Origin of the sequence: Marinomonas phaeophyticola, from assembly GCF_026966905.1 — a bacterium.
GTDB classification, from domain to species: domain Bacteria; phylum Pseudomonadota; class Gammaproteobacteria; order Pseudomonadales; family Marinomonadaceae; genus Marinomonas; species Marinomonas phaeophyticola.
Map to the genome: position 1 here is coordinate 62,350 of NZ_JAPUBN010000020.1, position 12,251 is coordinate 74,600.

The 12,251-nt window shown below is 40.4% G+C and carries 13 protein-coding genes; 8 read left to right on the forward strand and 5 right to left on the reverse strand.

Features of this window, described 5'->3' with window-relative positions; genetic code table 11:
* The first annotated feature begins 3 nt into the window (after positions 1-3).
* Complete coding sequence (locus O1D97_RS16475) at positions 4-1,479, forward strand: tripartite tricarboxylate transporter permease (protein WP_269127257.1); 1,476 nt, start codon at positions 4-6, stop codon at positions 1,477-1,479.
* A gap of 79 nt (positions 1,480-1,558) precedes the next feature.
* Here the strand turns inward: O1D97_RS16475 and ggt are convergent, their stop codons facing one another.
* The 4 genes from ggt to O1D97_RS16495 form a co-directional block, all read right to left on the reverse strand.
* Positions 1,559-3,325, reverse strand: a complete 1,767-nt coding sequence (ggt, locus tag O1D97_RS16480) for a gamma-glutamyltransferase (protein WP_269127258.1) — start codon at positions 3,323-3,325, stop codon at positions 1,559-1,561.
* Between the two features lie 109 nt (positions 3,326-3,434).
* Entirely contained in the window at positions 3,435-3,914 is a 480-nt protein-coding gene (locus tag O1D97_RS16485) for a YHS domain-containing (seleno)protein (RefSeq protein WP_269127259.1), read from the reverse strand.
* Positions 3,915-4,017: 103 nt separating this feature from the next.
* Positions 4,018-4,560 carry an inosine/xanthosine triphosphatase gene (gene yjjX / locus O1D97_RS16490; RefSeq protein WP_269127260.1) on the reverse strand — a complete coding sequence of 181 codons (543 nt, stop codon included), beginning with the start codon at positions 4,558-4,560 and terminating at the stop codon, positions 4,018-4,020.
* A gap of 229 nt (positions 4,561-4,789) precedes the next feature.
* Positions 4,790-5,608 carry a lipase family protein gene (locus O1D97_RS16495; protein ID WP_269127261.1) on the reverse strand — a complete coding sequence of 273 codons (819 nt, stop codon included), beginning with the start codon at positions 5,606-5,608 and terminating at the stop codon, positions 4,790-4,792.
* A 197-nt stretch (positions 5,609-5,805) separates the two neighbouring features.
* On the opposite strand from O1D97_RS16495, the gene O1D97_RS16500 reads away from it, so the two are divergent.
* Together O1D97_RS16500 and O1D97_RS16505 are read left to right on the forward strand one after the other, a co-directional pair.
* The gene (locus tag O1D97_RS16500) at positions 5,806-6,786 is read left to right on the forward strand and encodes a LysR family transcriptional regulator (RefSeq protein ID WP_269127262.1); all 981 of its coding nucleotides are present in this window, start codon (positions 5,806-5,808) and stop codon (positions 6,784-6,786) included.
* A gap of 129 nt (positions 6,787-6,915) precedes the next feature.
* The gene (locus O1D97_RS16505; RefSeq protein WP_269127263.1) at positions 6,916-7,422 is read left to right on the forward strand and encodes an outer membrane beta-barrel protein; all 507 of its coding nucleotides are present in this window, start codon (positions 6,916-6,918) and stop codon (positions 7,420-7,422) included.
* Positions 7,423-7,486: 64 nt separating this feature from the next.
* On the opposite strand, the gene O1D97_RS16510 is transcribed toward O1D97_RS16505, so the two are convergent.
* The gene (locus O1D97_RS16510; protein WP_269127264.1) at positions 7,487-7,918 is read right to left on the reverse strand and encodes a GFA family protein; all 432 of its coding nucleotides are present in this window, start codon (positions 7,916-7,918) and stop codon (positions 7,487-7,489) included.
* Between the two features lie 198 nt (positions 7,919-8,116).
* Here O1D97_RS16510 and O1D97_RS16515 point away from each other — a divergent pair, with 198 nt between their 5' ends.
* The 5 genes from O1D97_RS16515 to cobJ all read left to right on the forward strand — a co-directional run bounded on the left by O1D97_RS16515 (position 8,117) and on the right by cobJ (position 12,215).
* Positions 8,117-8,350, forward strand: coding sequence for a ParD-like family protein (locus O1D97_RS16515; RefSeq protein WP_269127265.1), 234 nt, complete (start codon positions 8,117-8,119; stop codon positions 8,348-8,350).
* The gene (gene map / locus O1D97_RS16520; RefSeq protein ID WP_269127266.1) at positions 8,343-9,134 is read left to right on the forward strand and encodes a type I methionyl aminopeptidase; all 792 of its coding nucleotides are present in this window, start codon (positions 8,343-8,345) and stop codon (positions 9,132-9,134) included. Before O1D97_RS16515 ends, map begins: the two co-directional genes overlap by 8 nt.
* 213 nt (positions 9,135-9,347) lie before the next feature.
* Complete coding sequence (yjjG, locus tag O1D97_RS16525; RefSeq protein WP_269127267.1) at positions 9,348-10,025, forward strand: pyrimidine 5'-nucleotidase; 678 nt, start codon at positions 9,348-9,350, stop codon at positions 10,023-10,025.
* A 35-nt stretch (positions 10,026-10,060) separates the two neighbouring features.
* Positions 10,061-11,308, forward strand: a complete 1,248-nt coding sequence (locus tag O1D97_RS16530; RefSeq protein ID WP_269127268.1) for a leucine-rich repeat-containing protein kinase family protein — start codon at positions 10,061-10,063, stop codon at positions 11,306-11,308.
* 130 nt (positions 11,309-11,438) lie between these two features.
* Positions 11,439-12,215, forward strand: a complete 777-nt coding sequence (gene cobJ / locus O1D97_RS16535) for a precorrin-3B C(17)-methyltransferase (protein ID WP_269127269.1) — start codon at positions 11,439-11,441, stop codon at positions 12,213-12,215.
* Positions 12,216-12,251 lie beyond the last annotated feature (36 nt).

Consider the following 12,251-nt stretch of genomic DNA (forward strand, 5'->3'; position numbering starts at 1 on the left):
GGAATGGAATTACTAAATGCTTTTATTGCTATTGCCAACCCGGTGCCTTTGTTCTTTATTACGCTAGGTGTTTTCTTAGGTATCGTGGTGGGTGCTATCCCAGGTTTAGGTGGTGCGATGCTAATCGCTTTACTCTTACCCGTCACCTTCTACATGGACAGTTTACTTGCACTGATGTTGCTAGTTTCTATCTATGTTGGCTCCGTTAGCGGCGGGCTAATTACGGCCATTATGTTAAAAATGCCGGGCACTCCGTCTGCCGTGATGACGGTTATGGACGGTTATCCAATGACCCTGCAAGGTCGTGCTGGTAGGGCGTTGAGTTTAGGCATCATGGCTTCATTTTTTGGGGGGGTTATTTCTTGGCTTTTTCTGGCCTTATTAGCTCCGCCATTGGCTGATTTTGCTTTAAAATTTGGTCCCTATGAATTATTTACCTTGGTGCTTATGGCACTGGTTCTCATTGCTACAATTTCAGGAAAAGAGGTCATTAAAGGGTTATTGGTGGCTTTATTTGGTATGTCCGTTGCTATGGTGGGGACGGATTTCACATCTGGAGAAACACGGTTTTACTTTGAGATAGATGAGCTCGCAGCGGGCTTTCAACTGTTACCTGTATTGCTTGGTGTGTTTGTCATTAGCCAAATCATTGATGATGTAGTGAATGGGGAAAAGCAAGTCGCTCAATATAACGGTCTGCTTAATGAGTTTTTACCTAAAATAAGTGACCTTTCTAAACATGGGGTAAATACCATACGCTCCTCTTTTATTGGTACTTGGATTGGTATTTTACCAGGTGTAGGTAGTTCTATTGCGGCCATTGTCGCTTACAGTACCGCTCGCAGTATATCGAAAACGCCTGAGACATTTGGAACTGGAGAGGAAGCGGGAATTGTGGCGGCGGAGTCATCAAACAACGCATCAGTAAATGGAGCCTTGATTCCACTCATTACCCTTGGCATTCCTGGCAGTGTAATTGATTCTATATTGATTGGTGCTCTAGTGATTCATGACTTACAGCCTGGACCGTTATTATTTCAAAATAGCCCAGAAATTGCTTATGGTGTGATTGCAGCGGCTTTAGTTGCTAATTTGTTGATGGTTGTTGTCATGTTTCTTGGTGTTCGGCCTATTGCAAAAATTGCCGGTATCCCTAAAGGGTATTTGTACCCAGCCATAATTGTTTGTTGTGTTATTGGAATTTATTCCTTGTCTAATAACTTGTTTGACGTTTGGGTAATGGTTGGTTTTGGTATCTTAGGCTACTTTTTTCGTAAGGGAGGCTATCCAGTAGGACCGTTTGTATTAGGTTATATTTTAGCGCCCTTGGCGGAAAAAGAGTTGCGAACCGGTTTGATGCTTTATGATGGAAGTTTAGCACCTTTGTTTACTCGTCCTATTTCGCTCTTTTTTATTGTACTAACATTCATTTTGGTACTTTGGCCATTGATATATAAATGGAAAGCGGGTGCTAAATAACGCTTTTGGTTTTACCATACACCATAAAACCGTGTTTATAGAGGTTATAAACACGGTTTTATTTGAGCTATGTGATAGATTACTCTCCTAGAACAATTCCTTCACGTCTAGGATCTGCGCCTCCTAAAAGCTTACCTTCCTGTACTAATATACCTTGAATGCCTGAATTTAAATCACGGACATTGACTTTGAATCCCATGGCCGTTAATGGTGCTTCAAAGGACTCAGCGGAAGTGCCTTTCTCTAGATCATAAGTACCAAAGCGATTTAACATGTTTGGTAGACTAATTGCTGACTGTATGTCCATACCCCATTCCATGTGAGCGATTAAAGTTTTAGACACATAACCAATGATGCGTGATCCGCCAGGAGAACCGACGACTAGATAGGGGCGTCCTTCTTTCATTACAATGGTAGGAGACATAGATGAACGAGGGCGTTTACCCGGTTCTATGCGATTCGCAATAGGATAGCCATCTTGATGGCTCTTAAAGGAAAAGTCAGTTAACTCATTATTTAATAAAAAGCCGTTGCTCATTACATTTGAGCCAAAACCATTTTCAATGGTCGTCGTGACAGATACGGCATTGCCTTCGGCATCGACAATGGATATGTGGCTGGTAGAAGGAAGTTCAATGGATATGTCATCTGCTAAGGCAATAGGTTGTGCCCATTCAGGTTCGCCGGCCGATACTGAGTCGAGGGCTGTTCCTGGTGTAATTAGCTTGGCGCGACTTTCTAAGTAATCCGCGTCTAGTAAGCCAGCAGGCATAGGAACAAAGTCGGTATCCGCCATGTAGCGTCCACGATCAGCAAAGGCTAAACGAGAGGCATCCCCTATAATTTGCCATGCTTCGGTTGATTCGGCTCCCATGCTAGCCAGGTCAAAGTGACTGGTAATACCTAATATTTGACCAACTGTCAGTGCTCCAGAACTTGGTGGTCCCATGCCGCAAATGTCGAATTCCTTATATTCAAGACAGGTTGGCGCTCTTTCTTTTATGGTATAGCTAGTAAAATCAGTTTTTGATAATACTCCTGGGTTATCATCGATACCACGGACTTTTTTTACTATATCATCGGCAATATAGCCCGTATAAAATGCATTGGCGCCTTGGGTTGCAAGAGTGACTAAGGTATCGGCATATGCTTTATTTTTTAATAAGCGGCCTTCTTTTAGCGCATTACCATCTGAGTCAAAAAAATAGGCTCGTGTTTCAGGGTAGCGGCTAAGGCGACTTTTACTTCCTTCTATCGAGCTGGATAGGCGTTCAGATACAGGAAAACCATTGCGAGCCGTTTCTAATGCTGGTTGCAATAATTGATGCCATGATAAACGTCCGTATTTATCGTGTAAGCTCCCCATTAGTTTTACTGTGCCAGGTGTACCAACTGAACGACCACCAACAACAGCATCATAAAATTTTAAGGGTTTACCATTTTCATCTTGGAATAATTCAGGAGTGGCTTCGATAGGTGCTGTTTCACGACCGTCGAAGGTGGTTAGCTGTTTTGATTTAGCGTCGTAATAAACCACAAAGGCTCCGCCCCCAAGTCCTGATGATTGTGGCTCAACTAAACCAAGCATCATTTGCACAGCAACAAGAGCATCAATCGCAGATCCACCTGCTTTCAATACATCGTAACCCGCTTGAGTGGCTAATGGATTGGCCGCTGCTACCATGAATTTATCAGATTCAACAAGATTCTTTTCTATAATTCCGCTCGATGCCTCGGGGGAAACGGCATCCGCTGTCTGTGCGGCTGAAAATGAAACTGAAGACATACTTAGCATAAGACTGGTAAAGCTGATGCTAACGACTAACTTTTTTAAAGGTAATGCCATTTTACTCTTCCTTTTTCGTTTTTTGTTATCGTGTAATTGATCAAAGCACACTTTAATTAGATTGCAAAGAAAGAAAAAATGGCTAAAGAATGGATAGCATCTATGTAGGTCAGTTTAATGCGGAACTGATTTCTTGAGCCCATGCTTTGTTTGCTTGACTTTGAAATGTTTTCCAGTCTCCACGTAGCCAGCGCTGACGTCCCGGTTCTGCATAGAAAAGGTATAGTTGATCGCCAAAAAATTCCCATACAGAGCCATCTGTATTTATTAACCCTTCGCCTAAACTAAGTGCATTAGCGCAATATCCATTGTATTTTGGAATATAAGATGTGGGCGAGTCTGCAAATTTATTCGCGGAACTCTGACTGGCAAAATGCCATTCGGCGCCTTCCCAAACAACCGTATAACGCGATAGCCCTTTTGTTATTGGAGAGTGACCTTCATTTACGGTTTCATAATATGCTGTAGCATCGTGTCCTCCAATGGCCGTATTAGACCAGAGTCCTGTGCTCACAGGTTGGCCCGCGAAAGCCTGCCCAAGGAAAAGAGCGCTAAGGAACAAGGTAGATATTAAGGGAAATAATTTCATAACACTGTCCTTTTTTATTTGTCTGTGGATGGAAATGGTGTTTCTAGTACCGATTAAAATAGACATATTAAATACGGCTTTGCTCCTCCCAACCTAATAGACGTTAGTATTGATCAGGGTGCAGGAAGGGCGCCATGGCTAGAATCAGGGCTTCTGTATAGGTGCTGGTTCGTGTGGCATTGTTGTTAGTGAGTAACCCAATGGCCCCACCTTGTTGCTTTATATTGTGGGTGTGAAAGCGTTGATCCATTACATGGCCCAGCTCTTTACCATCAGCAAGGTCATTATAAATAGACCTAGGTAATGGTAAGCGGGCACTGCATCCAACGCTTTGTTTTTCGTGATGAAGAATGGCAACGTAGGCAAAGGTAGCTGGGCCATCTTCAAATAAATCTACACCGCCTTCAAATGCGATAAAGTAATCCATTCGATCTTCTGGTTTACTTTGTTGTTTACAAAATAAGGCTCTATTCAACGCCCCTTCACGGGTTGATTTTGACGTCATTGGTTGATCCGCCACTCCGGAGGGGGCTTTTATTCCTCGGCAATGCATTTTGTGTTCAGGGTAGAGTTGAGACATGGCTTTTTGAACCGCATTCACTTTTACCGGGTTCATTGAACCAACAACCACATTTAGAGTCTTCATCTTTTTAGAGCCTTTTATAGGTATTATTGATTACCTTTGATAACGCAGAAATAGTCAGTCTTCATTGTTCACTATTTCGGCCAGTGAGGTAAGAGGGAAATTGAAGGATATTTGAATTTGCCAGATATATCCTTTGTTGCATCAAATAAGGTAAATGGTTTTTCAATTTTGGCTCCTCTTATTGTACATAGTCGAAGGAGCCAAATTAACGAGAGTGATCTAAGGTCTATTAGTCGCTTTCCAGTTGCCATTTGGTAATAGCGTTTAAATAGTGTTCCATTCCATGATCCTCAATACCATCAAAGCCTTTTTCCTGAGCTGCGCTTATTGCTCCATCAAAATAATCGATAAAACGGAACCAATATCCTGGCTCTTGGTGAATGGTTTTTTCTTCAGAAATGTAAAAATAACGGCCTACATGACTGTAGCCCATCATCCTTGATGGGATTCGTGTCACGATATCGTTATTGTTATGAAAGCGGAAAAAACGGTCCTTGCATTCCATGTTGTAAATCTGAGCGGTATGGCGAGAGACAACTCTTGGTTGGCCAAATGTATAAACACTGGTAAAAGGCTCATCTAAATGGATAAATTTTGCGGCTGCAATGGTAGCCATTGCTCCACCTAAGCTGTGACCGGTAAAGAAAAGAGGACGTTTTTTGATTTTCTGTAGAAGGCAATAGGTTTTGTAAAGTGGGTACCAGACATCATCTAGGGAATGCCAAAAGCCTCGGTGGAATTCTCCGAATAACTCTTTGGTAGAAAAGGCATTCATATTATCTAACCAGTCGGCCATTTCATCAGTGCCTCTAAACGCCATACAGAGATAGTGTTCATGCTCTATCAAAATGGCTTGCGCACTCTTTTTATTCACACCAAAAACGGAAATGAATTTATGATCGTCTGCTTTGAGGTTCATTAGAATAGCGTCATTATCTGGTGTTGGATTGTCTGTAGAGGTTGAAAGGTAAGCTTCACTGGCTAGTCTTGCCATCCAGTAAGCATTGCCTGCATCCAATGAGGTTTTGTAGGGAGTGACTTTTTTCATTTTTATACTTCCTTATAAATAAAGTGATTAATATTGTAAATCAATGTGCTGATCAATAAATGATCATCTGTTTGATTTTAATAAATTATAGAAAGTAAAAAGAGTGAGTGGGGAAAAAGTAAAACATTATTTTCAAATGCTATTTTTTGTTATTCTCTTTATGGCTATTTAAATCACTCCATAAAGGGGTGGGAGTAATGAATTTACATTTGTTGATAGGGTTTTGTATGGATATGGCGGCTAGGCTTGAGCTTTTTATTGATATTGTTCAGCAAGGAAACTTTTCTAAAGGAGCGGCTTTACACAACATGGAGCGTTCTATTGTTTCAAAGCAAATAAAAGCATTAGAAGCCGATTTAGGTGTTCGCCTATTAAATCGCTCGACTCGTTCTTTATCTCTTACTGATGCAGGTAAAGAGATTTATAAACAAGCTGAAATAGTGCGTGATGCCTTAATAAATACAAGAAAAGTGGCAGAGTCTTTTCATTCGGAACCTAAAGGGGTTATTCGAGTGACTAGCTATACTGTATTTGGACAATTGTACCTTCGTAAAGCCATTAATATTTTTATGAAACGCTACCCTAAAACTTCAGTGGAATTGGTACTAGATGATAGGCGTTTGGATATCATAGGGGAACAATTTGATGTTACTTTTAGAATTGGTCCTTTAAAGGATTCGAGTTTTATCGTGAAAAAAATTGGCTCTATTAGCCCTGTTATTCTGGCATCTGAAACCTTTATTCAAGAGTATGGCTTACCTGAAACACTAGAGGAATTATTATTATTGCCCGCGATTAGTTATGCTAACAATGAGTTAAATTTAAATAAAATTACTATTAGTGAAACACCATCCAGTCAAAAAGTTGTTAAAAGGAATATGCTTTCTCGATTTAAAGCGAATGATGTGAAATCGCTTATTAGTGCCATTGAAGAGGGTATTGGGTATTCCATTGTGCCTTTATCAAATCTGGAAGGACCTATTAAAGAAAAAGGTCTCGTCCCCCTATTAACAGACTACAAATTAATAGCCGACGCGGATGGTATTTATGTTGCCTATCCTCATAGAAATCCTGCGCCAATGGTCAAGTTATTAATTGAAACCGTACAGGAAGTTATAGGAACGCCACCTATCTGGGAAACCTATATTGAAAATTATCTCTCCTATTATCAACAATAATGATTGTTTTTAATTATTTGATTAGTTACTGCATTCTCATCTAGAATACTAACTCAATTCTGTAAATACTTTATTTGTTTTACATGACCAATTCATCGTTTGTTCGTTTGCCTAAAATGGAAGTTTTGTATGTTTAAGAAACTATTAATAACATCGTCACTAATTGCTCTCTCAACGGTAGCCAGTGCTGACAGCTATCTTAGAGGCTCAATGGGGCAAACTGACTATGAAAACTGGGGATACAAAGATACCTCTTACGGTGTTTCTATCGCTGATAAATATAACGAATATATCGGTGCAGAGCTTTCTTACCACGATTTAGGTACTTTAGAAAATACTGTTTTTACCAGTGTGCAAACATTTGAGGTTGAGGGATTTAACCTTTCCGTCGTCGGTTTTATTCCAGTAAATGATCGATTGGATTTATTTGGTAAAGTGGGTGTCTTTAATTGGGATTCCACACTGAATAACGGTGCTGGCACAGTATTGAGAAAAGATGGGCGAGACGTCAGTGCTGGAATTGGCGCTGTGTATAGGTTCGGTGACTATCTTGGGGTTGCGTTAGAGTATCAACGATTTGAACTCGATTCTGTTTCAGCTGAAAACATATCACTTGGTTTAAATATCGAGTTTTAAATGTATTGTTCTGCTTTTGCCGCCTATTTTATTTGCAAGGCGGCGAAACGAACTACGTCATTCTCTATGTTTGCCGTGGCTTCAGCTCTGACGGCCTACTTGGTTCAAACTCTTCATACCTCGGCAGATCGGCATCTAGATCTTCCCAATTGGCTTTTGATGTAACAAAATTATGGGACATAGGACGTTCTGTTATATCAGAATCTATTAACCCTAATCGTATTCTTAGCTTAGATGGATTGTCATCATTTGAGCTATATATAGGAGAACCGCACAGGGAGCAAAAGTGTCGATGCCTTCCTGGTTTTGGTGAAAAGCGAGTTAACACTTCCTTCCCTGTTATCACGCTAAACTCGACGGTATTAATAAAGCCATTAGTAGCAAAGGCCGTACCGCTGTTTTTACGACAGAGTGAGCAATGACAATGAATGATATTACTGATTTTGCCGTTAATTTGAATTTGAACGGCTTTACATAAACACGCCCCTAAATACATACCTTTTCCTTCTTATTTTTCTGACTAGAATGAGTTTAGCATTATCGACGCTTTTCATATATTTCATCGACTGTAAAAAAGTCAATGAAATATGGTTAGCATTTTTTACTTACTGAAATTGTAGAATAGACTTTTAATGTATTTGATTTGTAGTAATATATAGCATTGTGTAGTTATATGTATTCTATAGGAAGCAATATGGGCATAGTAAAAATTTCAGATGATTTACATGATGAATTGCGCAAATACAGTAACGTCATGTCTCGATCAATCAACTCTCAGGCAGAGTTTTGGCTGAAAATGGGGCGCTTAGCAGAGCTAAATCCAACCCTAACGTTTCATGAAATTCTTAAGCAAGAGTTACTAAGAGAGCAAGCCGTTTTTGATCATTCTGACTCAGAATTGAAAAAGTTAGAGGTGGTAAATGAGTGACTGGATTAAGACGGAGTCTGAAATCGAATTGATGAGGCAATCTGGAAAACTATTAGCACAGGTTTTTCAGATGTTAGATGAGTTTATTGTTGAAGGGGTTACGACCATGGACATTAACAACAAGGTAGAAGATTTTATTATTAATGAATTATCGGCTCGTCCTGCGAGTAAAGGGCAGTATGGGTACGAATACACTTTAAATTCGTCGGTAAATGATGTGGTTTGCCATGGAGTGCCGAATGTTTCACACCCTTTAAAAAGTCGGGATATCGTTAATATTGATATTACTCTGGAGAAAAATGGCTACATCAGTGATTCTAGTAAAATGTATGTGTTATCTAATGCGAGTGCCCAAGCAAAGCGTTTGGTTAAAACAACCTATGAAGCCATGTGGAAAGGGATTCGTGTGGTAAAGCCTGGCGCAACGTTAGGAGATGTCGGTTACGCCATTCAAAAACATGCGGAGTTAGCGGGTTTTAGTATCGTTCGTGAATATTGCGGCCATGGTATTGGGAAAGAAATGCATGAAGAGCCCCAAGTTCTGCATTATGGACGCCCTAATTCAGGCGTGGTCTTAGAGGCTGGAATGACTTTTACCATTGAGCCTATGGTGAACCAAGGAAGTGCCAAAACCAAACTTAAAAAAGACAACTGGACTGTAGTAACTAAAGACAAAAAGTTATCCGCTCAGTGGGAGCACACGATTTTAGTAACGGCGACAGGTTATGACGTGTTGACATTGAGAGAGGAGGAAGCTGAGACAGGTCCATTCATCTCAATGTAGGAACATTGTTTTTTTATTAGAGTCAGTCTTAAACGATCACTACCAAGCTTAAGTTCATTGCAAATATCGTCAAGAAAAGAGCTTGATGACATCACACATAGTAAAGCCATTATTGAATTATAATTGGCTTGTCTGCTTTAATATCGGTAAATGGCTCATTTTATTTGAGTAACAACGATTCACGACACCTCTTTACTAACACTAGGAAAATACATGCAGTACGATTGGATTCTATTTGATGCGGATGAGACCTTGTTTCATTTTGATGCGTTCGCAGGGTTGCAGAAAGCCTTTAGTGAGTATGGTGTAGATTTTACTGAAAGTGATTTTGAGGAATACCAAAGTAAAAACAAACCCCTTTGGGTGCAGTATCAAAATGATGAAATTGATGCTGAAACTTTGAAACAACGTCGCTTTGAACTTTGGGCCAAGCGTTTGAATGTCAGTGAAAAGGCGCTTAATTCGGCGTTTCTACTCGCAATGGCGGAGGTGTGTACACCATTGGATGGTGTGATTGATTTGCTAGACTGTCTTAAAGACCAAGCAAAATTAGCCATTATTACTAATGGCTTTACGGATCTACAAAAAGTGCGTTTAGAAAAAAATGGTTTACAAACGACCTTTGAATTTTTAGCGATTTCAGAGCAGGTGGGAGCCGCTAAACCGAGTAAAAGAATTTTTGATTATGCCTTTGATAAAATGGGAAGGCCAGCGAAAGAAAAAGTGCTTATGGTTGGGGATACATTAAAGTCAGATATATTAGGTGGCTTGAATGCGGGTATGGATACGTGTTGGTATAACCCTCATCAATATGAAAATACTGAAGGCATTACACCGACTTTTGAAGTTTCTTCCCACCAAGCGTTAAAAGAACGTCTTATTCAGGCATAATAGCGGCTATTTGATTTTGATAATGGATGTGACGTTTGCAAACTTTAGCACAACTCAAAAAAGGTGAGTTAACAGGTACTACTCACCTTCAATTAGCCGAAAGCTTAACGCAATTTCCGCGAGAAATTTTTACCTTAGCAGATACTCTAGAAGTTCTGGATTTATCGAATAACCAGTTAACAGAATTGCCGGCGGATTTATCGCGTTTAAGTAAATTACGTATTCTATTTTGTTCAAATAACCAGTTTACCCGCTTACCTGATGGGTTAGGGGTGTGTGAATCTTTAGAAATGGTTGGTTTTAAACACAATCAAATCAATGAGGTACCTGATACATCCTTACCTGAAAATTTACGTTGGTTAATTTTGACGGATAATTGTATTAAAACATTGCCTGAAAGCTTAGGCGATTTAGAGCGCTTACAAAAATTGGCGTTGTCTGGAAATCAATTAACGCACTTACCGAACGCTATTGCGCGTTGTAAAAATTTAGAATTGCTTAGAATAGCGTCTAATCAACTCGCCGAATTTCCCTATCTGTTATTCAGTTTACCGCGTTTGGCTTGGCTGGCTTTTGCTAATAACCCGTTTTGTGATGCAAGAGATGAGCATACAGAGTTTAAAACTCTTAAAAGTAGCCAATTTGAATGGCAAGAAGTGCTTGGTCAAGGCGCTTCAGGGGTGATTTCGCGAGCCATTAATTTAGTACCAAGTGAATCGCTGGCCAGTGAAGTGGCCATAAAAGTGTTTAAAGGAGAGGTGACGAGCGATGGCTCGCCAGAAGATGAACTGGATGCCTGTTTATCCGCAGGGGAACATCCAAACTTAGTGACACCATTAGCGAAAATATTCGACAACTCTATGTCAGCCCTGGTAATGTCTTTGATTCCATCTAACTACAGCAACCTTGGTCAACCACCCAGCCTTGAAACCTGTACCCGTGATACGTTCACTCAGGGTCAGTCTTTTTCCATTGAGCAGATTCAAAATATCCTCAATCAAGTGGACAGTGTGATGGCTCATTTAAAATCTAAGCGCATTAGCCATGGGGACCTGTATGCTCATAATATGCTGCTTCATCCTGATGGTCATTTGCTGTTTGGTGATTTTGGTGCCGCCTCAAAATACGATTGTCTCCCTATATACCAGCAACATGGTATCCAACGCATTGAACAAAGAGCCATGACGCATTTTATTGAAGACATGCTGGGCTTGTGTATAGAAGACGATAAACAGACAGATACCTATTATGACTTAAAGCGTCGCATGTTTAATATTCGTTGATTATTTGGTTCATGGTTAATGATTAAAATGTTATGTGAGCGTTACTCATGTGGGTGTTAGTGCATTTCATTCGCGGCAAGAGTAAAGCGCTGTACAATAACGAGAATTCTTTATTGAAAACGGTTGTTCTATGAGTAAGTTGTTTGTAATCGGTATGGGACCTGGTGATCTAAATTTGGTGGCTCCGAAGGCATTATCGGCATTAAAAGCCAGCTCAGACATGGTGGCTTACGGTTATTATTTAGATTTATTAGGGGATATTTGTGAAGGTAAACAGCATCATGACTTGCCTCTAGGGGAAGAGATTGGGCGTGCTCGTTTGGCTCTGGATTTGGCGGCCTCAGGAAAAACAACTGCACTTATTTCCAGCGGTGATATTGGTATTTATGCCATGGCAACATTGGTGTTTGAATTATTGGATCAAGTATTACAGGGCAAAGAATCGCATCCTGAATGGTTGGATGTAGAGATAGAGGTTGTTCCTGGCATATCCGCAATGCAAGCGGGAGCCAGTCGTGTTGGGGCTATGTTAGGACATGATTTTTGCACTATCTCTTTATCGGATTTATTAACCCCTTGGGAAACTATTGATAAGCGCATTCATGCGGCAGGGGCTGGCGATTTTGTTGTGTCTTTTTATAATCCCGTGTCACGCAAAAGAAATTGGCAGTTAAATCATGCTCGTGATGTGTTATTGCAATATCGACCGGCCTCAACCCCCGTTATGATTGGCCGACAGCTGACTCGCCCAGAAGAAGAAATTACCTTTACTACTTTGGGCGAACTGGATGCCGCACAGGTTGATATGTTTACCATGGTGAGTGTCGGTAACTGTGAGACTCGACATATTATGAATGGCGATAAACACTGGATCTATACACCTCGCGGTTACTCGAAGAAGCTATAAGTCAATACTTGGCTTTAAAAGAAAAAGGGTTTAATT

Coding starts and splice junctions, on each gene's coding strand:
- map (WP_269127266.1), top strand. CDS start 8,343: ATGAGTGACTGGATTAAGACGGAGTCTGAAATCGAATTGATGAGGCAA.
- cobJ (WP_269127269.1), top strand. CDS start 11,439: ATGAGTAAGTTGTTTGTAATCGGTATGGGACCTGGTGATCTAAATTTG.
- O1D97_RS16495 (WP_269127261.1), bottom strand. CDS start 5,608: ATGAAAAAAGTCACTCCCTACAAAACCTCATTGGATGCAGGCAATGCT.
- O1D97_RS16515 (WP_269127265.1), top strand. CDS start 8,117: ATGGGCATAGTAAAAATTTCAGATGATTTACATGATGAATTGCGCAAA.
- O1D97_RS16505 (WP_269127263.1), top strand. CDS start 6,916: ATGTTTAAGAAACTATTAATAACATCGTCACTAATTGCTCTCTCAACG.
- O1D97_RS16500 (WP_269127262.1), top strand. CDS start 5,806: ATGAATTTACATTTGTTGATAGGGTTTTGTATGGATATGGCGGCTAGG.
- O1D97_RS16510 (WP_269127264.1), bottom strand. CDS start 7,918: ATGTATTTAGGGGCGTGTTTATGTAAAGCCGTTCAAATTCAAATTAAC.
- ggt (WP_269127258.1), bottom strand. CDS start 3,325: ATGGCATTACCTTTAAAAAAGTTAGTCGTTAGCATCAGCTTTACCAGT.
- yjjX (WP_269127260.1), bottom strand. CDS start 4,560: ATGAAGACTCTAAATGTGGTTGTTGGTTCAATGAACCCGGTAAAAGTG.
- O1D97_RS16475 (WP_269127257.1), top strand. CDS start 4: ATGGAATTACTAAATGCTTTTATTGCTATTGCCAACCCGGTGCCTTTG.
- yjjG (WP_269127267.1), top strand. CDS start 9,348: ATGCAGTACGATTGGATTCTATTTGATGCGGATGAGACCTTGTTTCAT.
- O1D97_RS16485 (WP_269127259.1), bottom strand. CDS start 3,914: ATGAAATTATTTCCCTTAATATCTACCTTGTTCCTTAGCGCTCTTTTC.